Here is a 22,565-nt window from a genome sequence, read left to right as displayed (position 1 = left end):
CCACTCTTCGGCGTCTATTACATCCAGACTCAAGCAGAATTTCAGCGTCCCGAGGCTAAGGTGTTCGTCAACTGGCTTAAAGCGCAATCACAAGCCGTATCGGCACACACGTCCAAAAGCTGATCTTGTTACAGTTGGAAACCTTCGATCCAAGCTAGGCTCGAGGCTGTCGCGTAGCTTATTTGTTCGCAGTAGAAATCAAGTGATCAACTACGTACTCCGCGTCCTCGCCCACGCCATAAAACAGGCCAGACCCTTGTGTATGCATCCAATGCAGTCCGCAGAAGTACAGGCCTGCTATATCCGTAGCACCTCGCTCATATAGCGGATAGCCAGTCTCATCGAAGACTGGCAAGTCGATCCATCCAAAATCGCGGTGAAACCCAGTTGCGTATATGACGGTTGAAACATTTGCTGCAGCCAAGTCGAAGAACGGTGGTTCAGGTTTGGGCTGCCAGTTGATCGGGACAACAATTTCCTTGGGATCATCGAGTCCATTCTCTGCAACAAACGTGTCGATGCTCTCCATTTCCGCGCGACACACATCGTCCACTGCCTTGAGCGTCTCTTCAAGTCCGCCCGCCAAAATCAGACACCCGTCTTGAACACCCTCAACCTTGCTGTGTAGTTTGACCCCGTCGAGCGCCATCTGGCGCAGATCAATAATACGACCACCCTCTCGCCCTGAGAGATGTGGATGGGCTTTGAACCGGATAGCTGTCCCTTTGGGATGGTCCTTTACCGCCATGTTCATGTACCCAGTCGCCAAGTCCCATTCAAAAATGTCGCGACCCCTATAGCGACGTGGGATGCGGCCAGCACTGCCCACTGCGAGATGTACGTCGCGCCCGGATAAGTGCAGGTCCTCAGCGACCTGACACCCTGACTGACCACTTCCAATAATGAATACCGCACCATCCGGTAGGCTCGCTGAGTTGCGATAGTTACACGTATGTATGCCAGTAACCCTTTCGGGCAGATCGTAATGCCAACTTGGTATATTCGGGTGTTGATGCGTGCCGACGGTGACGATCAAGTTCTGCGCTCTGATTTCGCCATCTGATGTGGTTAGTTTGAACCGACCCGGTCCTGCACTTGCCTCGATTCTAGCCACCTCGACGCCCCCTCGATAGGGCGGACCAAAACTGCTCGCATAGTCTTCGATGTACTTGACGATCTCATCGCGGAGCATGAAACCATCGGGATCATCCCCATCGTAATGGAAACCTGGAAGTCGGCAGAGTTTGTTAGGAGAGACAAGGCAGAACGAGTCCCAACGGTTACGCCATGTATCGCCAATCTGCCCGCGGTCCAAAACAACGTGATCAAGGCCAGCCTGCTTTAAGTGCCAGCTAACGGAAAGACCAGCTTGACCTCCGCCCACAACCACAGTGTCAATCAGGGTGTACATAACAGCAAACCTCTCTATGAAACTCTATCGGCGACAGCTAGTTGCTTCAATGTATCAATGTCCGCTCAGGGCTCGAACTAGACCTTCGATGCCGCTGGCGCAAATGGCGGCTTTGGGCCGTCCTCGGTGGTAGTATTATGTGAGGCGGGGTGCTTGCCGCACTTGCTCCGAGGTCTGCGATGAGCCGAGGCTGTGTGAAAACTCTGACCGGTTGGCGAAATATGTCGAAAATACCCTTTATGTGCGTTCTTCCGCGCTTCTGAGAGAGCAATTTACACAGGCGCTGAAAACGAGCTCGACAAGAGAGTTGGAGGGCCGGAGTTTTCACACAGCCTCAGCCCAAACTACCCAGATATCGCACTGCGGCGAATGTCCTGTTCTCAAACCGCAGCCAGATGTACTCCGCTTCTAGTCCGTGACGACGACCGCTATGCTGTTCGATATCGGAGGGAAGCGGTGTGACGCATCTTCAGAAACCCGTAACGGCTGATCGTACAGCTGTAGAGCGCGCGCAAGGACGGCTGACGCGTCGCAACGAAGACAGATTTGCCGAGGCAGAGCAGCAGGGTCTTTTGCTGGCCGCGAAGGTTCGAACCACAGCACTTTGTATTGTTTTGATCTGGGTTGCGATAGACACACAAAGCCGCGGTGCCAGCTTTCTCTACGATATTTCTCAGGTTGCAGTATTCGCGGTGCTTGGAATCTTGCAGTACTTTTCAGCCAAGCATAGCGCGAATGCCAGTGTAATGAACTATGTCTTCGTTGCCATCGACTGTGCTTTGCTGGCTTTCATCTCCAGCACTCCAAACCCTTTCGCTGAATACAATTTACCACCTGCGATCCTGATGAATGGAAGCCAGTTCACCTATTTCTATCTCTTCCTGATGCAGGCAGCATTCAGCTTTCGCCCAAGCCTGGTTCTCTGGTGCGGTTTTTGCATCGTTACAGCGCGCACAGGAATGCTGGTTTGGTTTGTGAGCCAACCTGGCGCCTATACCAACCTCGATCTTAGTGAGCGCACTGTGGAGGACTTTTTGATGGCGCGCTCTGATCCGAATTTCATTTTTCTGGGATTTTGGGCTCAAGAGATCATCGTTTGCTTGCTTGTTACTGCTGGTCTCGCCGCCTTGGTGCGTCGCTCTCGTTGGCTCGTAGAAAGTCGAATTCGTACAGAGCGGTCACGCTCCAATCTTGCACGCTACTTTTCGCCAAACGTTGTGGACCGTCTCAGTAGTGCCGAGGACAGCTTTGGCGATGCGCGTGAACAAGACGTCGCTGTCATGTTTGTTGACATCATCGGGTTTACCTCCATGTGCGAGAACGACGCCCCTGGCGATGTCGTTGATTTCTTACGCGGGTATCATGACAGGTTGGGCAAGGCAGTTTTCGAGAACGGAGGCACGCTGGACAAATATCTGGGCGACGGGCTGATGGCGACCTTCGGGACACCAGAGGCCAGTGAGAACGACGCCAGAAAGGCACTTCAATGCGCCTTTGACATGTTTGAGGCATTGAGCATCTGGAACCATGACAGGAGTGCCGAAAGGCTTCCTCCGGTACGCATTGGGATTGGCATCCACTTCGGTCCCGTTATCTCAGGTGACATCGGAAACCGGCGCCGTCTTGAATACAGCGTCATCGGTGATACTGTGAACGTCGCAAGCAGGCTTGAGCAGCTGTCCCGGAAACTAAAAGCCTCTTTGGTGGTTAGCGATTTGTTGATCGAGGCAATAGATCCGATGGACAAGGTCGGGCAATCTTTAATCAAAAGATTGGTTCCCGCCGGAGTGCAAGATTTGAGAGGAAGACGCGGAAAGATCGGCGTTTGGACCTACATACCGAAATAGTAAGTATTTGCTCATGGCTTTGCCATTCCCCTGAATTCAACTTTCGCAATCCATTCAGTCGGACCCACTCATTGAGCCTATCAACGCCTTCCATTTCCACATGGTCATGCAGCGTGTGATGATCGTAAAATAACTGGGATCTGGAAAGTCGACTCATCCACGACGCTAAATCGACGTGCGGCACTTACCAGAGACCGGTTCAGCGGACCACGTGGACAGAACAATTAGCATGGTGAACGACCCGGTTCGCAGTCGACCCAATAAAAATGTTCTCGATCCCCGGCTTGTGTGAGGCCAGCACTATGCAATCGATTTCGTTTTCATTTGCGAAATCAACGATCGCTCGGCCAGCGCTCCCCGAGATAAGCCGCGGTTTCGCGCCCGGTAGCTCTGCAGCGTTCCGATGTAAGCCTTCCTGAAGCTCTTTTCGCGTGTTTGCCAGAACTTCCTCGGGTATCTGAGATGCCACATATGCAGGGATCGGTTCCTGCACATGAAGCACTGTGAATTCCGCATCGACCTTCGCCAGCAAACGAGCAGCTTCAAATGAGGCCTGTGTATCGTGATCGTTGTCCAGTGCGACTGGTACCAGAATGTTTTTATACATATTAGCTACCTTCCTTTGCTCCAGTTGCGATCATTCCGACCTCTGTGGTGATACGGCTCTCTATACCGGATCGGAATTCGGAGATTTGCCCGCCTTCTTAGCTGTGCTTGCAACATCAACCATTGTCTTCTCCACAGCTTCGACTTCGGTTTCCGCTGCATATGCTGCACATCGGGCAACTGTTTCGAACCATTCCTGAGCGTCAGACACCAGGCGTTGGGCTGAGTGCTTCTGCCACTCAGCTATGGATTGCAGTGCTTTTGCTGGATCAGTCGGGTCTGCAGCAGATGCCGAGCGCGCAGCTTCAAGCGCGGTTCGAACAGCCTCGTGACGCCTCTCAAACCAATGTTGAGCAAAGGCCTCTGCCTCTTTCAGCGATTTTTCCTGCGTGTCCCAGAATTGCTCAAGCTGAGCGTCTAAAAACGGATTGGCTGAAGTAGACGGCTGCATCTGCTTGAAAATATCGACAAGTGGGTTGGAGTAACTTGATTTTGGCTTCTCTTCAGGCATCGGAGATTCCTCCTCATCTTCCCAATGCTGAATGTTACCAATTCCCGTAGAAAATAACCTTAATGTAGATCAACCGGCGTCACCAAACGTAGGCAGTGGTGCTCTACAATCTAATGGCGGCATTTGTACCAAACTACTCGATTTGAATAGATTCCAGATAGTAAATCACATTTGCCAACGGCACACCTGCGAACATCGGCTGGCCATCAGGCATGGTCAGCGCAACTTTTTGGTCCGAGTCCAAACCTGTTCCAAAAATGGGCATTTCTCCGCCATGCGCGAGCAATGGTGCGCGACCATCAATTTGACGCGCCACCGCCTCAATCGGAAAAACACCGTCGTTTTGGGCTGCGAGCCTCGTCAGATCAGGTGTCCTTATCGCCAGCATCTCTGCCATTGGACCATCTCCTGTGGCCTCGAAACCATGGCATTGCCAACAATAAGTTCTGTAGAGATCGTGCCCATTTTGAAGGTCTATATCCTGCGCCAGTGCAGCACTTGCAGCAAATATTGACAAAAGAAGTGCGCGACAAACTAGCATCTGTTCTTCCTCCGAGATCAGCATTTCGAGTTGAAAATACGCGATATCGAATGAATGCTTCATTGATCTCGCTCATATTCAACCTTTGAGTACCAGCTGGGAAAAACCATCACGAAACGACGGTCGCAGCATTCGGATCCGCCTCTCTGATCAGTCTTAGCGCCTGATGATATAGATCAATGCCAAATAAAGAATTACATATCAAAGTATGAATGTTTAAGAAGGAGCTCGGCATGAGTGGTGATGAGCCCTTGGTTTATCATCGGGGTGCTTGTTTGCGGCACAGCTTCGGTAACCCGGCAATTGCCCATCAAGGAGTGAGGTGAATGCATACAGTTGATCCACCGTCCCCTAAACTCCGACGTTCTCTCACCACCCCGTTGCTTACATTATATGGGCTCGGTGTTACCGTCGGTGCGGGAATTTATGTGCTCGTCGGCGCAACCGCCGAGGCCGCGGGCCCTTATGCTGCAGTTTCGTTTCTTGTTGCAGCGCTCGTCGTTTCGCTGACGGCTTTGTCGTACGCCGAACTCGCGACACGCTATCCCGTAAGCGCGGGTGAAGCGGCATACGTTGAAGCGGGATTTCAAAGGGGCTGGATGGCGGTTCTAATCGGTCTTGCCGTTGCTGCGTCTGGGATTATTTCAGCCTCCGCTGTTGCGATTGGGGCGGCCTCATACCTTCACACCCTGACGGGGCTTGGCACCGCATTGCTTACGATCTGCGTTGTGTCGGTCATGGGGCTGATTGCACTCTGGGGCATTACACAATCGGTATTTGTGGCAGCCGTGATCACGGTCATCGAGATCGCGGGGCTTCTTTTTGTGATTGGCTGGGGCATGTCTGTGCAGGAACCGCAAGGCCATGAAATTAGTGAGATGATTCCGGGGCTCGAGCTCAGTACCTGGCGCGGTATTATGGCGGCATCTCTGCTGGCTTTTTTTGCCTTTGTTGGCTTTGAGGACATGGCAAACGTCGCGGAAGAGGTAAAAGACCCAATCCACACAATTCCAAAGGCTATCCTTTTGACGCTCGTTCTGGCGACGGGTTTGTATCTAGCGACCTCGATCACGGTCCTGCTCGTTGTTCTTATCCATACCTTGTCGACCTCGGCCGCCCCACTCACGCTGGTTTTCTTCGACGCACCCGAAGTAATCAAACAAGGGTTCGCCGCAGTCGCGGTTGTTGCAACAGTCAATGGCGTCTTGATCCAGATGATTATGGCGTCGCGGGTGATCTATGGTCTTGCCGACCGGGATCATCTTCCGAAAATACTGGCGACTGTCCCGCAGGTTACCCAAACACCGGTCGTCGCAACCCTGTTGGTAGTTGCGATAATCCTTCTGCTGACGCAAACTCTGCCAATCGGCATACTAGCGGAACGCACATCCCAGATCGTTTTGGGAGTGTTTGTTTTGGTCAACATCTCGCTGATATTGCTGAAGTCCCGGCCAGGGTCAACTCGGGAACATTTCCGCGTACCTCTTGTTGTGCCAATCCTTGGGGTGCTGACCAGCGCTCTGCTTTTTGGTGCCGGATTTCTCTGAGAGGAAAACCGACAGCACAGGGTCATCAGAACGGGGTCCGACTGACGCATGAACACTGACCGATCAACAATTGGAAGGCGGATTTCAGGCTGGTGGCACCGGACTTTCGTTGATCTGGTCGCACAATTGCAATGGTCTTACTTGCCACCATTGATGGTTTACTTTGCGGCCGGGGTTTCGGGACTAACATCCGTCGTCGGTGCGTTTTTTCTTAAAGACTATCTGAATCTATCCGCCGCCTCTGTTGCGGGATTGGCATTCTGGGCCGGGTTGCCGTGGATTCTAAAAATGCCGCTGGGTCATCTTGTTGATCTGTTCTGGCGCTGGAAATCCCTGCTGATTGTCGTTGGCGCATCCCTTATCACGACGTCATTGCTCATCATGTACAGGCTTGTGGCTGCGCCTGACCAAATGGCCGGCATTATGCCACTTGAGAATTGGTACGTCGTTGCCTTGATGTTGGCTCCTTCAGGTTATGCCATTCAGGATGTCGTTGCTGACGCCATGACAGTCGAAGCAGTGCCGCAATCGGACCGAGACGGACGCGCGTTTATTCAGGACGAAGTTCGTGCCCGGCACACCACCATGCAGACCCTCGGCAGGATTGCGATCATATCCGGGTTTGCAGGGGTCGCCGCGGTTAACATCTGGATTTTTTCGGGGGCGGAAAATCTGGAGCAAGCCGATCGTTTGGTTCTCTACGGTCGGGTCTATCTCATTGCCCTGGCTATCCCACTGTTGTCTGTCAGTGGAGTGGTTCTTCACGCTCTGATACAGCGTCACCTCGTTCGTCGAGGACACCTTCTGCACAGACCAGATCAAACCACCGAAGTAAGGTGGCCGATACTGCTGGGCGGGCTTGCGTTTGTTGTTCTCAGCATAGTGTTGGGAACCGCAAATTTTGCCTTCGCGCAAGAGACCGTTTTTGCGGTGTCGCTCACGGTCATTCTCTACCTCATGTCGCGTTTGCTGAGAGAGCTGGAGGCGAAACAGGCCAAAGTTCTGATCGGGACAGCAACTATCATTTTCGTTTTTCGAGCAGTTCCCTTGCCAGGACCGGGCCTGACCTGGTTCGAGATCGACGAGCTTGGGTTTGACGAACAGTTCCTGGCCATTCTAGCGCTTCTGACCTCACTACTTGCTCTGCTTGGCCTGATTATCCTCAGGCCGTTTATGGCAAGTCGTTCGATTGCGCAGGTTGTAGTGTTACTCACGATTGCCGCCGGAGTGCTGTCCCTGCCAAACCTTGCCTTGTACTACGGGGTGCATGAATGGACGGCCGCGCGCACAGGTGGGGTCGTGGATGCAAGGTTTATCGCCATTCTTGACACAGCCGTTGAGTCACCGCTGGGTCAGATCGCGATGGTCCCAATGTTGGCTTGGATCGCGCGCAACGCCCCAACACATCTGAAGGCTACCTTTTTTGCGGTCATGGCGTCGTTCACCAACATGGCATTGTCAGCAAGCAGTCTCGGTACAAAATACCTGAATCAGATCTTTACCGTTACCCGCGCGGTTACCGATCCCAGAACGGGTACCGTTGCCTCCGTCGCTGACTATAGCCACTTAGGGAACTTGCTGATTACCGTGGGGTTGATCTCTGTCATCATCCCACTGGCTGTGGTTTTTCTTGTGCAAAACTCGCCTTATCAGACACGCGATTAAATATGCGGATCAATCGCTTTCATCGAGAAGTATCTTGAGATGTGACACTGGAACGCCAATATTCGAGCCGCCAAATTCCGGTAAGATCGCGGCATTGATAGCAACCACCTCGCCGTTTCGGTTCAGGGCAGGTCCGCCGCTTCCGCCGGTTGTGGTTTCCGCATCATAAACGACCGCACCGGGGCTCGTCTGGGCGACGATCCCCCGGCTGGCCAGAGGCCTGATCTTGTTCTGCTCTGAAAGGTTTTTGGCAATCGACCAGAAATCGACGGTGCCATCGCTCTCAAGCGTTTTCAGAAAATCCGGACCGGCCTGCACAATCAAGGCCTTAAGGCCAGTCGGAAATCCAAGCAGGAAGACTTCTTCACCTGCCCGCGGCGGGTCAGGTGCCAGCGAAAGCCCAAGTCCTTGAACCCGGCTCGCATCAACAGACAGAAGCGCCAGATCGGCCGTTTTGCTTGCCCTAAGCAATACCGCTTCCATTGGCTTGGATTGCTCTGGCAGATAAGCCAGCAGACTAAGTATCTCGGCCTCAAGCCCTGCGGCCTTCAGGGCCTGCGCCCGATCCCCGGTAGTCCAGGGCAAGGCGACATGACGGTTGGTCACCAACAGAGAGGTCTCATGCAGCAGAAACCCGGTTCCGGAGAACTGAAACTCTGCCGGCGCGCCTGTTGCATCCGGTTCAATCCATGGTTTTCCGAATGGAGTTTTTAGTTTCTCCCCGTCCGGGCCAAGCACATGCCGCAGCAATTTGCCGCTTTCGGTCTGTCGCAATCCGTAAGCACCCTGGATAAAGGCAATAGATCGCGTCGAGGCTGTGATAACTCGCCTTGACGCACCAGCGCGTTCTTCCAAAGTGCCAAGGCGCTGCTCGGTGGAAATCACCTGGTTGTCAAACGCTTCTCTGAGCGCCACCAGATCATCCGCCGTCAGTGCATCTTCTCGCGTCTGCGTAAGCATGACAGCAACCGCCTCGATCTTGAGAGACTCCTGTTTAAGGCTGTCCGCCAGCTTCCGGTCGTTCTGAAAAAGCAAATAGCCAAAGGCAAAGATCAGAAGAAGCACACCGATAACGGTAACCCTGAACAAAACCGTGGTTTGTGATGTCAGCCGACGCCCGCCTTCGCGCAGCGCACCGGACATTTTTCTGGCCAAGGGTCGGCGGCTGGAGCGCGCATACACATAAGCGTCACTTATTATGTCTTCGACCGTGTGATGTGCAGGGAATGAGTGGTCACACACCCTGTAGCGCGACATGGGCCCCTCTTTACCGAACTCAATCATGTCGCCATGCCCAAGAACTGCCGAAGCAGTTTTTTGACCATTGACCCAAATATCCCGGCCAGGCAACGCGTTTAGCGTGAAACCGCCTTGCGACCACTGAATGGTCGCCACGTCTTCGTCATGCGGGGGCAAATCCTCTTTCCGCCTGAACTTCAGGATACGATCAGGACCCACCGAAGCAGCCAAAGCGTTGCCGACAAGCCAGGTAACGGTTCCGCGGGACGGCCCCGTCAAGCTCTCCAGAAATGCACGGACATCGCCAGTTTCACTTTCCACATCGCTTTTGTCAGGCGTCCGCATCGTCCATCTCAGTTCTCTAGCGCTATTGGCACATTATCATGCCCAGCAGTGAAACCGCTATGGTGGGCAATAATGTGCTCGTTTTAAGAACACCAAGGGTCCGCGCATGCTGCCCGGACCATGATGGTTGCGCGTGCGCCTCCATTGCGCCTATTTCGATGAGACCTTAATCTTCCGGCTGGGATCCTGAGGTTCGGTTTTCGGCATCGTGACGTGCAGGACACCTTTGTCGAACGCAGCGGAAATCTCCTCGAGATCGACTGCATCAGGCAGCGTCATTGTCCGGGTGAAACTGCCAAAGCTTCTCTCGCTAACGCGCAGATCGCCCGTGTCATCATGTGTGACCTTCTTCTGGCCTCGCAGGTTCAATCTGCGGCCTTTGATTTCGACTTCGACGTCGTCTTCTTCGAGACCCGGCAATTCAGCCGTGAGAACGATCGCTGTATCCGTTTCGTGGATGTCAATCGCCGGCGAAATCGCACCCGTCATGTCCAACGACGGGAAGCCCGTGCGTTGCGCGGCTGTTTCCAGCGGCAGGAATGGCGCTGCGCCCCCGAAAAAGCGCGACATCATGGATTCCATTTCGCGTCGAAAGTTATCAGAGAGCGGATGTGTTCCAGCAAACAGTTGTGGTTTTTTGTCTTCAAGCATTTTCTGATCCTCCTCCTTTGGTGCGATTGTGGGGAGGCTGCATTATGGCAAAAGATGCATCTAGTTGCCTTGATCTTGCGCAACCAAGTGTCCTCGGTATCGCGTCAAGAGACATCCCGACCGTATCGGCATTCTGAAATGAAACAAGGCGTATTACCAGTCATACGTCCAGGCCAAGGGGCAAACTGATCTAACTCTATTGCGCCACCGAGCGTCTGAAAAGCATCAGGCTTGACGCCAGAAGGATTGCGCCGAGTAACGCCATCCATAAGAGCTCTGGCCAGACCGTCTCAATCCCCACACCCTTGAAGATAATGGATTGGCTGGCGGACATGTAATGGCGGGACGGGAGGACCGATGTTCCGATCTGAAGCCAGTCGGGCTGACCCTCGATCGGTGTCTCTCCCCCTGACAGCATCAGCATCGGAAGGACTGTCAGCATTACCAAAAGTGCAAATTGCGCCATTGAGCGTGCAATCGTTGCAAGAAATACCCCAAGTGCGGTCGCCGTGAAAAGAAACAGGGCGGTGCCAAAAAGAAACAACCCTTTTGAACCGGCGATGCTGATCCCCAGGGCACCCTGCATTACAAAGGTCAAGGACAAGGCTGCGGCAACCAGAACCACAGCAGCGTTTGCCCAAATCTTGGCCATCGCAATGTCAAACGGGGTGAGCGGCATCGCAAGCAGGTGTTCAATTGTGCCATGTTCACGCTCGCGGATCATTGCAGCACCGGTGAGGATCGTAGTCAGCCACATGATCTGGCCGATGAGCGCCACGATGCCGGCAAAACGAACAGTATCACGGTTGGGATTGAACGCACTGCGCATGATGATATCGACAGGCAATGTCTCTATCAGGTCCGCACCGATGGCAAAGCGACGGATCTCGGCGCTGAGGATATTGATGATATAGTTTGCACCAATCCCGGCCTGTTCCATCGCCGTCGCATCAATCAGAATCTGGATTTCAGGTGAGCGCCCGGCGCGAACATCTTTCTCGAACCCTGGTGGCACCGCGACCACAAACAGGAAATGCCCGGCATCCATCTTTTCGGCTCCGGTACCCGGTGCGATCTGGACAACAGGTTGAAACTCCGGAGGGAAGAACGCCGTAGCAAGAGACCGTGAAAGGGGCGAGCCATCCTCATCGGCAAATGCAATGGAGGCATTGTTGACCGAGTTCGAAACCCCCGTCGCCTCCATCACGGGTGCCAGCGTGAATGACCAGACCAGCAGCGCCATCATCACCCAGTCACGTCGAAGGCTCATCATTTCTTTCAAGCCAAGCCAGAAGATGCAGGACAACCGTTGCATTCACTTCTCCTGCGCTCGAAGCAAAAGGGCCGCGATCAACGTCAGCACCGGCCCGAAACAGGCCAGGGCGAGAAGATCGGGGGCAAGCGCACTCCAGCCCAGCCCTTTGGTGAAGGCACCGACATTCAGGTGCAGGAAATAGGATGACGGCCAGAGCGATCCGATTGTCTGCGCACCGCCTTCAAGCGTTGAAACCGGCTGCAGCAGGCCCGAGAACTGAATGGTCAGTACGACCGAGGCGATGGCGGTAGCGAAGGTAGCGGCCACCTGGCTCGAGGTCATGGTCGCAATGAGCAGCCCATAAGATGTGGTCGCCCAGACATACAGCAACGCGCCAATCGCCAGGGGAACCGGGTTGCCTTTGAGCGGTACATCAAAAACAAGGACCGTCATTCCGGCCAAGAGCAGGAAATTGGCGAACGCGATTGCGATATAGGGGATTTGTTTGCCAATCAGAAACTCAAGACGCGTCGTTGGCGTCGCATAGAAATTGGTGATGGTTCCCAACTCTTTCTCACGCGCGACGCTGACCGCCATCAGAACTGCCGGTAACATTATCAAAAGGATCGCAGGCATGGCCGGGGCCATTGCGGCAATACTCTCGAAACTCTGATTGTACCTGAAGCGTGGTTCGATACGGGCGATCTCGACCGGATGCACACCTTTTTGGCGGGCCATTGCCGCCAAAAAGGTATTGTGGAGCCCCGCCACATAACCTTCCACGGTCTCGCCCTTGAATGGAATTGCGCCGTCCACAATTGCAAGCACGTCCGTTGCTTCGCCAGAGCGGATCTTGCGCCCGAAATCAGGTGGGAGTTCGACAACCAGCGAGGCATCTCCTCGGGCCAGCCGTTCATGGCCCTCACCGATACTCGTCAGTGGCTGCGTTGGGTTGAAGTAGCGCGATCCTGAAATCTCTGCAATGTAGGCGCGGCTTTCTGGGCCCTGTGACAAATCCAGTACCGCGAAATCCAGTTCTTCGATGTCCAGCGTAATCCCATAGCAAAAGACCAGCATCAGGATCACCGAGCCCAGGAACGCAAACGCCAAACGCACGCGGTCGCGCAAAATCTCGATGGTTTCACGCTTCGCGTATGCCAGTGTGCGCCTGATACCCCCGCCAGCGCTGTCATCAAGGGCATGAACCGATGCCTCAGGAGCTTTCACCGGTGCCGGAGGGTCAGCTGCCTTCAATACCGTGACAAATGCTTCTTCCAGACTGTCTGCCTGTGCCTCGGTGATCAACTCATCCGGTGTTCCCTCAGCCAGAACACGGCCCGCGTGCATGAACGACACCCGATCACAGCGCTCTGCTTCGGCCATGAAATGGGTCGAGACGAAAATCGTCACTTCTTCATCTCTCGAAAGCTCAATCAGCAACGCCCAAAACGAGTCGCGCGCCTCAGGGTCCACCCCCGAAGTTGGTTCATCCAGGATCAGTACGCGAGGTCGGTGGATCACAGCGACCGCCAGGGAAAGACGTTGCTTGATGCCAAGTGGCAGCGCCGTGGCCAGCGTGTCCATATGTGCAATCAGGCCAAAGCGTTCCGCCAGTTCGTCGATACGCCTATCGCGGTCCGTGATCGCAAAGATGCGGGCGTGAAGCTGAAGGTTCTGCCGAACGGTCAACTCGCCATAAAGCGAGAATGCCTGACTCATATAGCCAATCTCGCGACGCATCCTCAGGTCGCGTGCATCAACCGGTCTTCCGAACAGTAGCGCCTCACCGTCACTTGCGGGCAGAAGACCTGTCAGCATTTTCATGGTGGTCGACTTGCCGCAGCCGTTCGACCCGAGGAAGCCGAAAATCTCACCACGGTTGATCGAGAATTCGACGTTATTGACTGCCGTGAAATCGCCAAAGCGCCGCGTCAATCCGCGTGCCGTGATCACTGGGTCTGCCTCACGGTGATGTGTGGGCGCTTTCCTTGGTGCGATCAGGGGATCTCCGTGCGCCTGCAACCGCCGGTAGGACGTTTCAAGATCGCTGGCTTCCCCCTTCAATTCTGCCGGAGAACCATGGAAAAGCACGCGCCCGGCATCCATCGCGACGATAAAGTCGAATTGTTCGGCTTCTTCCATATAAGCTGTCGAAACCAGTATGGAGAGGTCGGGTGTGGCCTCTCGGACCGCGTCGATCAGCGCCCAGAACTGACGCCGCGACAGTGGGTCGATGCCGGTGGTCGGCTCATCCAGAACCAAAAGCTTAGGATCATGGATCAGTGCACAACACAGCCCGAGCTTTTGCTTCATGCCGCCCGAGAGTTTTCCCATCAGCCGATCAGAGAAAGGCGCAAGCCCGGTTGCCGACAGCAATGCTGCGATCCGGATGTCACGCTCCTGCTGCCCCTGTCCGAAGAGACGCGAAAAGAACTCAAGGTTCTCTTGCACCGACAATTCTGCATAGAGGTTTCGGCCCAACCCCTGCGGCATAAATGCGATCGCAGGGCAGATATGGTGACGATGGGCGCGGTCGTCGATCGAACCTCCGAGAACATTGATCGTACCAGACTGAAGCTTCTTCGCGCCGGTGATCAAACCCAAAAGCGTTGATTTGCCAACCCCGTCAGGCCCGATCAGTCCAATAAGCTGACCAATCGGCAGATCAAGCGACAGGTTATCCAGTGCAATGCGCTGGCGATACTTATGCGTGACACCGCTGATGCAGAAACCAGATGTGCCCGCCTGGGAATTCATTCGAACAATTCGGGTGGGATCCGCCTTTCCAGATATTCCGGCCATACGCTGTCAGAAGAAAGCCTGATCACAGCGACACCGCGAAGGCCGGTTTTCACATGTTCGATCCGTTCTGTGATCAGATCTTGGGGGATGCGAACCCGAACGCGAAAGACCAACTGTTCACGCTCGCTTAGTGTCTCGACCTGCTTCGGAGTAAACTGGGCTTCAGGGGATACAAAAGTGACGGTTGCAGGAATGGCAAAATCCGGCAAGGCATCAAGTACGATGCGCGCCTCAGCCCCGATGGGCAGCAACCCCGCTTCGCGTGCGGGCAGGTACACATCCATATAGACGTTTTCTAAGCTGAGAAGCGTAAGGATCGGCTCCCCCGCGCCGACAACTTCACCGGGCTCAGCCAGTCTGTAAAGAACGCGCCCTGGCATGGGGGCGACAAGCGAAGCATCCTCGATCTGAGCAGCGATCCGGCGCACTTCGGCTTCGGCAGCCGCGATCTGGCTGTCCGAGGTTGCAACCCGGGCCTTGGCGGCACCCAGAACGGCGTCGGCAACCTGAAATGCGGTTTCGCGATCTTCAAAGACTGTCATCGAAATGTTTTGACCGGCCAACAGTGCCCTTGCCCGTTCCAGTTCCTGCGCCGCGCGACGCCGTTGGCTTTCTCGTTGGACAACAACAGCCTCGGCTTCGGCCTTGGCTTGACGCGCCAATGCTACTTCGGCTTTGGCGCGATCAAGCGCTGCAGACAGTTCATCGGTGTCCATCTCGACCAACAGTTCACCCACAACAACCAAGTTGCCTTCTGCCGCCAAAACCTTTGCAACCCGCCCTGCGAAGGTGGGGGCAATTTCCACTTGTTCGGCCTCTATCCGTCCATTGCCCTGTACAAATCCAACTGGCAATTCACTGCTGTCTTCTGAAACGAATATGTACAACGCCGCACCTGCGAGAAGGAGCATTACGATGATCAGTATTGCGCGCACATTCTTTTTCATGATCTGGCGTACCGCGGTTAGAGCTACGAGGTGACGTTATCTCAAACCCCGCAAAATGCTTTGTTTTGAATCAAACAGAGCCCTTTAGAGGGTTGTTCAGGCCAAACTCGGGTAGAAAACCGGCGCAGCAGTCTGATGGTTAACCCGCATCAATGGCTCAAAGCGGATTTCACGGCGTGACTTTCGATTTCGGTTGCGCCGAACTGACGGAATTGTTGCGCATGGGCAAGCATCACGCGGTCGAGACAAATGCCCAATTGTCCATCCGTGGAGTCAAAGCACTTACAAGTCACGCTTCCAGCGTGCGGATGAAACCAACACTGCGTCAGTATTGCGGGTTGCCGCTCCTACTTCGGCAACATGAAGAACTCTTCCAGTACAATCTTTCTGTCTGCTACCGAATAAACTGCAATCTCGCTCAAGGCGATACGTTGTCCAGTTTCCTTCTGCTTTACGTCAGCCTTATATCGCACACTGAAGCGGTTTGGGGGATGAACATAGGGGCCATCGACGTCGAATTTGATGATTTCATGAGTTGCCAGCCAATCCTCTCTTTTCCCTTTGATAGCATCACGGCCTTTGGTGATGCGAAACTGTCGAACCGGAGGCACAACCGCTTCTATGGATTGAGCGTTCTCGGCATACATTTCATCAACATTTGCAAGGCCCCTGCGATCACGCATTGCCTGAACAAGTGTTCTTCCAATCTCGACTAATTCTTCCATGATAGCCCTCATTTTAGGCATCAACTGTATCACATCTTGCCTTTTCCAATCTTGACGAGGATCAATGAATTTAGATGTTGGCGAAGAATCCAGTTTGGGAACGAGAGGGCAACTAGTGCAGTGGCAAAGAACGGCCCAATTCCCGGCACCGTCATTAACCAATGTGCCATCTCCTTGCCTCGTGGTCGGTGAGTTACCTCCGCATCCAACTCATATCTGACTGATCAACCGGCTCGCATCCCAATCAGCGGACTTAAGCAAGCCTGTGCCGCTTCCCCTCGTGGTGCACCATCATGCGACAACCGATATCGAACACGAAGACAACCATGCTCCCGGCATCTAGACTATTAAGTGCAGGAAAAGCTTGATCTGGGCTGCACAATTAGACAACGTCTTCAAAACCAACTGAAACCGATCGTTTTGCTCTGGCGGGCGCTGTGATCGAAGAAGTGGGTCTTACCGTCTATTAGCGCCAAGATAAGCAAACCAGTAGGCCAAGGCGACTCCTCCCGCCCCGCCGACAATGTTGCCCAGAGTAACCCACAATAGATTGGTCGCCGCTGAGAAAACCGGAACAGTTGCCCCCGCTGCCCAACCCTGCGGGAAGAAAAACATGTTCGCAATCGAATGCTCGAGCCCCAGCAACACAAAAGCAGTGACGGGCCACAAAACGGCCAGAACCTTGCCGGCGACGCTGCGGGCGGCAAAGGACAGCCAAACAGCAAGGCATACCAACCCGTTGCACAGTGCGCCACGGGCGAAGGCCTCCATCGGTTCCAACCCCGCTTTGGCATCGGCTATCACCACGGCGGTATTGCCCATCGGCCCCTCGAGCAGGCCGGTCAGAGAGAAGGCCAATGCAAGCCCGAGGGCGCCCGCGAAGTTTCCGGCATAGACGATGCCCCAGCTTCGAAACAGCAGTCGCAGCGGTATCTTGCGGTCGACCGCTGCGATCACCATCAAAACATTTCCGGTGAACAATTCTGCACCACCTGCGATCACCAGGATAAGGCCCAGGGAAAACACCGCGCCACCCAGAACGCGGATCGGCCCCGCAGCGCTGTCTGCGCCAGTAACCGCCATCGTATAGGCCGCTGCGCCAAACCCTATGAATGCCCCAGCCAGCATCGCAAGAACGAACATGGGTGCCATTGGCAACTTTGCCTTTGTGACCCCAGCAGTCTCAACTAATGTCGCAATTTCAGAGGGTTTATGAGCGTCGAACAGGGACGGGGTGTTCATGTCGGGCTCCAAAGTTAACACGGATCTACGTAGCAGGAAATTTACAGCCTATCTTCTGACCTCGAACCAATGCACAAATAAAAGGGGAAGTTCATCTGTTCCACCACAGTTCGGGTAGTTTCGCCTAACACAGTTTGGTCTCCGGTCATCGCCACAGGCAACCATGACCTCTGTTTCAGCCTCCGTTTTCGTGCCACCGTCATGAAGCAGTGGATATCTGACTCCATTTTCACGGTCGGGAGTTCAGCGTCACGGCGTAGCCATCGAACCTTAGTTCTGTCACGAGGCTTCAATGCAAAGCTTATTGATCGTCATCGTTTTTGTGCCGATTGGGACCAAGTTTGATATTTAGGCAACGGTCAAAACCGCACAAGTGGCATTCCGACTGATGCCTTGAGAGGTGCTCCCTTGAATCAGGCTACCAATGCTTCCCAATCCGCGGCGGCCCGTCACAATCAGGTCTGCTGTGCATTGCTTGGCGCATGCGATGATCTCGTCGACCGGATCACCGCGTTGGGTATGTGTTTGCGAAACCGTCTGATTGTATTCTTTGGCAATCTCTTTACCCGCGGAAATGATCTTGTCTGCAGCCTGCTGAACCTCTTCGTCTGAAGGCATTGTCGTGACGGCGTGATAGCCAGCAACCGCGCCCATTGCGAAAGCCACGGTTTGCGGCTGAGGTGTATGGACAAGGTGAATTTGAGAGCCATATTTGCTTGAGATATCACAGGCAACGCGTAGAGCTGCTTCTGACGCCTCTGATCCATCCAAGCCAACCACAATTATTTTGAACATGTCGCACTCCCTCCTTTGTGAGGGTCAGTATGGGTGAACTTGCAGCAACTAGCATTGACTCAAATCAACACTTTTCGCTGCAAATTCGAGCGTATTCGTCCGTCCATTTCCAGAAGATTCACGGTAACAGAACCAACTTTGATAATTGTTGGAGTTGCAAACGGGTCAACCCAAAGGGGCAACAGAGCATGTCTATTGCGAAAAACCTCCCGCAGACGCTGCTTTTTTCAAAGGGTATCAATTTATGCCCAATGATAAAGATCAAGGGTAATGGCGAGAAAAATTGCTACTATGGACGTGCGTTTCAGTTCGTTTGGCGAGGACGGCGGATTGCTTACGACACGAAATTCAATCTTATTCCAGAGGAAAACAACGATGCCTTCCTCTTCGCCTTGGGTTCGCCCAGTTGCAATAGCCGCAGCACTCTTTGGTCTTCTTACCATTTTCTCCGGCGGAACGGCTCTATTTGGGGGTGCTGCTGCCAAAGCCGCAGTGGGAGATGCGGTACCATTCGTGCTTTGGTTCAATTTTCTGGCTGGATTTGTCTATTTGATTGGCGCATTCGCAATCTACAAATCCACATTCTGGGCACAACGCATTGCCTGGTTGATTGGCTTATCTACACTATTGGTGTTTGCTGTTCTAATATTAGTGGCTCTTAGTGGCACGCCATTTGAATGGCGAACCGTCGGTGCAATGACCATACGCACTGGATTTTGGCTTGCCATAGCTTTTGTGCTTTCCAGAACAGGATGAGCCAGTCATTTCGACGTCGCGCCTTTACCCAGATTGCTTAGAGAGACCGGCATTTTTGATTGAAATCAAAGGCCGTGGCGAAGAGTTTCGGCATAGTAAGTTCGCTGTTTAGACCGGTTTGCGGGAGCGTCATTATGACAGTACTTATTGCCTACGGAACTATTGAAGGTCAGACCGCCAAGATTTCGCGCTTCATCAACAAAGTCACATTAGGGGCAGGATACGAAACTAGGCTGATCGATATCGACCAACTGGCAGGTCCAGTGTCTTTGGAAGATGTAGACCACGTTATCCTTGCGGCTCCCGTCCATGAACGCCGGCACCCCAAGCCGTTCGAGGAGTTTTTAGAAAGGCACCATGACGCATTATCCTCGCGAAAATCACTTTTGCTTTCCGTCAGTCTAAAAGCTGCTTTTCAGAAAGGTCAGGAGGACGCGCGGGACTATCTTACCGAAATGCTGATGCGGACGAAATTCGAACCAGACGCGACCGCCTTGGTCGCTGGTGCCGTACGGCCTGATAGTTACGGGTATTTTGAAAGAGAGATCGTCCAACACGTTGTCATGCTAGGCCAGAAGATTGATCCTCGAGATGGCTTGAGAGAATTCACCGATTGGGATGCGTTGAAAATAACCATAACAGCATTCCTGGACGAATAGTGCGCCATCACCTCGGAGAGCATCGAACCAATGACAGAGTTCGGCCGGCCTTTCACTGACTCGGATGAGGGCGCTGGCGTTATCCTTATATCGAGTATCAACGCCAGATCAGGTGTACGATTGCCCAACTGCGTTTAACCTATGCCTCAACTCCGCCACAGTTTCCCCCGCGCCCCTATATCAGTTCCCCGCCATTCCCTACCGGGGAGTCGAGACTGGTTATTCGGCCAGGTCGCAGGGGGCCTGACGGCGAATCTAAGAAAATCTCGGGGAGCGCCGGGGAAGCATGGGGAGCCATTCGGGGACCGTTTTGAGGAGGTGTCAACAGGGCATTTATTATTAGTATCAATATCTTAAATATAGTTATAAATTTATGGGGAGACTTGGGGATACCCTATAGCGCAGAATGTGAAAAAACGCAGAAATACACTTTTCTAGAATGCTCTAAGGAATCCCCCTCCCCCGCTCCCCGCACTTTGAAAACAGTGCACAACACTGCTGCGTTCATTGCGAAGAATCCGACAGTGTTTGTTCGCCTTCCCTCCCACGTAGTCATCAAAACCGAGCCAAGAACTCATACATTGGTCCACCGAAGAAAATCGCGGGTCCTTCCATGGCATTGTTACGTGGGTTTATTCGCGCCGTGTTCTATTGGCCGGTGCGAAAAAACTCAAAAGTGGGTTTTTGGGTTGGGGTTGTTGTCTTCGGAACAGATTTGCAAGCTTCATCATACCTAGATAGTAACCGCATAGGTTGAAGCTGGAACCAGAAGACGCCCGAGAGCGGCGCCCTAGTAGTCAATTTTATAGTTCATGTCGGAAAGTCTTCGATGCGATATCAACAAAACTAGCTAGGTTTCGAATGCCCAAAGAAGATTTTGCGAGTTTCATTGCCAAGCATCGCTTTAAACCACACGATCTTTTTGCATCCGTCTCAAAGGGTGTTACCACACAGGAGTTTCAATTAGCGAAGTGTTTCTCTCAAGTCGACCTACTGAGATGGGACTTTGGAGACGGTCAGCTCGCCGAGTTAAACCGAGCGCTGACGGTCGCAACATATATTGCAGAAAGCAGCACGGATCATCCAGAGGGTTTCGCCGCATACACTTCAAAGCTGCAAGAGGAATCGTGGAATTACGCATTGCGCTTTTCCCCTTACCATAAAGTTCATACCGCACTGGAGAACTTAGAAAGGGTGCATGCCGCAATGCTGGAAGCAAGCCTTGGTTTGAATGCGGCTACGGCAGGGATGGACACCGTTCTTGAGTTCAAGCGCTCAGATAACTCTGCGTATGCTCGAGAACAATCTAAGGCAACATCCAATCTTTTAACATTCTCTGCGCTTTATGCTTCATACGTAGATGTTTGCAGACGTATCCGAAAATACACCAAGCTGGAAAACAGTGAATCTTACACCCGGGGAATTGGAAGGGTAATCGGGAAGAACTCCGGCGCGCATAGTTTTGCCATGGGTCTAAGGAACTTTATTCTACATCATCATTTGGTGGAGCCTGGCATAACCATTTCGATGGGGGAAAGTCGCACGGTGCGACTGCTACTCGATTCAAACGCTTTGCTTTTCGCAGGTTTCAAGTGGAAAGCGGACGCTCGAGAATACATCCGTTCGGACAAAAAGCTGGATGCACTGAAAACGACCACCACTGTAGTCAAAGACGTTGCTAGACTTGTAAGGTTCCATCGGAAGATCGCAGAGAAACGACTACCGGAGGAAAAGTTCGCTCACGACACTTACCTTCACGAACGAACCAGGTTTAGACACCTCCAGAACGCGACGTTCGATCCGGGAGCAATTGTCTAACGGCGCTCAACTGTTTTAGCACGCGTTGTAAGCCCCAGCATTATGTCGGTGGCTCTAGACAGCTCCATTCCGGATGAAGAATTACGTATACAACTGACTACTCTGGCAAACCGGCATCAGAATCTTTCAAATGAAAAATGGCAGTTGTTGCCGACGAAATCGTGCAGCTATTGAAGCAGCGTTTAAGGTATCCGAACACCGGCTCATATCTTGACGGGCGGAAGGTCGAGTGACGGCGCATTCAGGCTGCGACGCGCCTGAAAGCAATCAGCGTTGCTGTGATCATTGCACCAAAATCCACTTGAACCAAAAATCGAGCATCATCCTTGATGGCGTTAAGCCAATGAACAATTTCAACCAACAATCCCGCAACATTCGCAAGCCCACGTACCGATAAAATCTCACTAAACAATTGTTATTTATTAAGAAATTTAATTCCTTTACGCAAGTTCGAAATTGGTACTCGCCTCCACTTCTTTTCAAACACTTAGCTTTCTGCGCTGCTTTCGCAAATCCGGGCGTATACACTTGGGTATCATGTTCCTACTGGCTTCTGGAACAGCATAACCGTCGCCGTTGATGTCCGGGGTTAAATGTCGAAGCGGTTTGAAAGTAATGCCACACGTGCCAAATCTTTTCCCGCGAACAAACGGCGCGACGCACAATGCGACAGTGGTAGAGGGATGTGCTTTGTCTTTGTCGCGCCTTTGCCCGCTTCCTTAATATTGCCCAAAGGTTCGCACAGAACGCGATTGCCCAAGGCGCGCCTGTTGCGATTGCCGGTCCAGCGATTCCGTTTACACAACCGCACTACCTGATTGCCAAGCCCGGAAGCGCTCAATCATCCGCGGCTGCGGGGCTGTTTTGCTCCTGGCTTCGTGATCGGATCGCATCGGATGCCGCTGACTGACTTCGGCTGGTCGCTTTTCTGACTTAACCGGTTTTCAATCCTCAGTCGTGCTTGACAAGCCCCCTGCCCGTGCCGCATGTCGCATGCGTTGGTGTCCATCCTCGGATGGATGAAAAGGGAATGTGCCAGCGATGTCATCGCCAAGCACAGCCGCCCCCGCGACCGTGACCGGAGAGGGTGCCCAAAGCCACTGGCCCAATAGGCCGGGAAGGCGGGACATCCGACAGGGCAAACGCTCTGACATCCGCAAGCCGGGAGACCTGCCAGCACCCGAAGTTGAAACCGGGCGGGGT

Annotated in this window: 19 protein-coding genes and 1 riboswitch; of the genes, 6 read left to right on the top strand and 13 right to left on the bottom strand. The window is 53.3% G+C overall.

What is annotated here, in order from left to right; genetic code table 11:
* Positions 1–178: 178 nt before the first annotated feature.
* Positions 179–1,411 (bottom strand): flavin-containing monooxygenase, encoded by a 1,233-nt coding sequence (locus AC2FJF_RS15245; protein WP_496726153.1) that lies wholly within the window; start codon positions 1,409–1,411, stop codon positions 179–181.
* Between the two features lie 572 nt (positions 1,412–1,983).
* Here AC2FJF_RS15245 and AC2FJF_RS15240 point away from each other — a divergent pair.
* Entirely contained in the window at positions 1,984–3,258 is a 1,275-nt protein-coding gene (locus AC2FJF_RS15240) for an adenylate/guanylate cyclase domain-containing protein (RefSeq protein ID WP_496726152.1), read from the top strand.
* Between the two features lie 199 nt (positions 3,259–3,457).
* On the opposite strand, the gene AC2FJF_RS15235 is transcribed toward AC2FJF_RS15240, so the two are convergent.
* The 3 genes from AC2FJF_RS15235 to AC2FJF_RS15225 all read right to left on the bottom strand — a co-directional run bounded on the left by AC2FJF_RS15235 (position 3,458) and on the right by AC2FJF_RS15225 (position 4,979).
* Positions 3,458–3,865 carry a universal stress protein gene (locus AC2FJF_RS15235; protein ID WP_496726151.1) on the bottom strand — a complete coding sequence of 136 codons (408 nt, stop codon included), beginning with the start codon at positions 3,863–3,865 and terminating at the stop codon, positions 3,458–3,460.
* A 60-nt stretch (positions 3,866–3,925) separates the two neighbouring features.
* Positions 3,926–4,375 (bottom strand): phasin family protein, encoded by a 450-nt coding sequence (locus AC2FJF_RS15230; RefSeq protein ID WP_496726150.1) that lies wholly within the window; start codon positions 4,373–4,375, stop codon positions 3,926–3,928.
* 133 nt (positions 4,376–4,508) lie between these two features.
* Positions 4,509–4,979, bottom strand: a complete 471-nt coding sequence (locus AC2FJF_RS15225) for a c-type cytochrome (RefSeq protein WP_496726149.1) — start codon at positions 4,977–4,979, stop codon at positions 4,509–4,511.
* 263 nt (positions 4,980–5,242) lie between these two features.
* Between AC2FJF_RS15225 and AC2FJF_RS15220 the strand changes: the two genes are divergently transcribed.
* Both AC2FJF_RS15220 and AC2FJF_RS15215 read left to right on the top strand, forming a co-directional pair.
* Positions 5,243–6,463, top strand: coding sequence for an APC family permease (locus AC2FJF_RS15220; RefSeq protein ID WP_496726148.1), 1,221 nt, complete (start codon positions 5,243–5,245; stop codon positions 6,461–6,463).
* A 48-nt stretch (positions 6,464–6,511) separates the two neighbouring features.
* Positions 6,512–8,128: an MFS transporter gene (locus tag AC2FJF_RS15215; protein WP_496726147.1), complete on the top strand. Its 1,617-nt coding sequence runs from the start codon at positions 6,512–6,514 to the stop codon at positions 8,126–8,128.
* Positions 8,129–8,137: 9 nt separating this feature from the next.
* Here the strand turns inward: AC2FJF_RS15215 and AC2FJF_RS15210 are convergent, their stop codons facing one another.
* From AC2FJF_RS15210 to AC2FJF_RS15175, 8 genes are all read right to left on the bottom strand, one after another.
* Positions 8,138–9,712 carry a trypsin-like peptidase domain-containing protein gene (locus AC2FJF_RS15210; RefSeq protein WP_496726146.1) on the bottom strand — a complete coding sequence of 525 codons (1,575 nt, stop codon included), beginning with the start codon at positions 9,710–9,712 and terminating at the stop codon, positions 8,138–8,140.
* Between the two features lie 150 nt (positions 9,713–9,862).
* Positions 9,863–10,363 (bottom strand): Hsp20/alpha crystallin family protein, encoded by a 501-nt coding sequence (locus AC2FJF_RS15205; RefSeq protein ID WP_496726145.1) that lies wholly within the window; start codon positions 10,361–10,363, stop codon positions 9,863–9,865.
* Positions 10,364–10,559: 196 nt separating this feature from the next.
* Positions 10,560–11,678, bottom strand: coding sequence for an ABC transporter permease (locus tag AC2FJF_RS15200; RefSeq protein ID WP_496726144.1), 1,119 nt, complete (start codon positions 11,676–11,678; stop codon positions 10,560–10,562).
* Complete coding sequence (gene rbbA, locus AC2FJF_RS15195; protein ID WP_496726143.1) at positions 11,679–14,375, bottom strand: ribosome-associated ATPase/putative transporter RbbA; 2,697 nt, start codon at positions 14,373–14,375, stop codon at positions 11,679–11,681. It lies immediately after the preceding gene.
* A complete protein-coding gene (locus AC2FJF_RS15190; protein ID WP_496726142.1) occupies positions 14,372–15,367 on the bottom strand; it encodes an HlyD family secretion protein in 996 nt (331 codons plus the stop codon). Before AC2FJF_RS15190 ends, rbbA begins: the two co-directional genes overlap by 4 nt.
* A gap of 347 nt (positions 15,368–15,714) precedes the next feature.
* Complete coding sequence (locus AC2FJF_RS15185; protein ID WP_496726141.1) at positions 15,715–16,092, bottom strand: SnoaL-like domain-containing protein; 378 nt, start codon at positions 16,090–16,092, stop codon at positions 15,715–15,717.
* A gap of 456 nt (positions 16,093–16,548) precedes the next feature.
* Positions 16,549–17,334, bottom strand: a complete 786-nt coding sequence (locus AC2FJF_RS15180) for a formate/nitrite transporter family protein (RefSeq protein ID WP_496726140.1) — start codon at positions 17,332–17,334, stop codon at positions 16,549–16,551.
* Between the two features lie 348 nt (positions 17,335–17,682).
* A complete protein-coding gene (locus AC2FJF_RS15175; protein WP_496726139.1) occupies positions 17,683–18,129 on the bottom strand; it encodes a universal stress protein in 447 nt (148 codons plus the stop codon).
* A gap of 291 nt (positions 18,130–18,420) precedes the next feature.
* Between AC2FJF_RS15175 and AC2FJF_RS15170 the strand changes: the two genes are divergently transcribed.
* The 3 genes from AC2FJF_RS15170 (at position 18,421) to AC2FJF_RS15160 (ending at position 21,362) form a co-directional block, all read left to right on the top strand.
* Complete coding sequence (locus AC2FJF_RS15170; protein ID WP_496726138.1) at positions 18,421–18,885, top strand: hypothetical protein; 465 nt, start codon at positions 18,421–18,423, stop codon at positions 18,883–18,885.
* A 134-nt stretch (positions 18,886–19,019) separates the two neighbouring features.
* Entirely contained in the window at positions 19,020–19,544 is a 525-nt protein-coding gene (locus tag AC2FJF_RS15165) for a flavodoxin domain-containing protein (RefSeq protein WP_496726137.1), read from the top strand.
* Between the two features lie 861 nt (positions 19,545–20,405).
* The gene (locus tag AC2FJF_RS15160; RefSeq protein WP_496726136.1) at positions 20,406–21,362 is read left to right on the top strand and encodes a hypothetical protein; all 957 of its coding nucleotides are present in this window, start codon (positions 20,406–20,408) and stop codon (positions 21,360–21,362) included.
* 241 nt (positions 21,363–21,603) lie between these two features.
* Here the strand turns inward: AC2FJF_RS15160 and AC2FJF_RS15155 are convergent, their stop codons facing one another.
* Positions 21,604–21,774 carry a hypothetical protein gene (locus AC2FJF_RS15155; RefSeq protein ID WP_496726135.1) on the bottom strand — a complete coding sequence of 57 codons (171 nt, stop codon included), beginning with the start codon at positions 21,772–21,774 and terminating at the stop codon, positions 21,604–21,606.
* A gap of 570 nt (positions 21,775–22,344) precedes the next feature.
* A riboswitch (cobalamin riboswitch) is annotated at positions 22,345–22,554 on the top strand.
* The last annotated feature ends 11 nt before the right edge of the window (positions 22,555–22,565 follow it).

Source organism: Ruegeria sp. CDSB013, from assembly GCF_059611165.1.
This window is presented reverse-complemented; position numbering and strand designations above follow the sequence as displayed.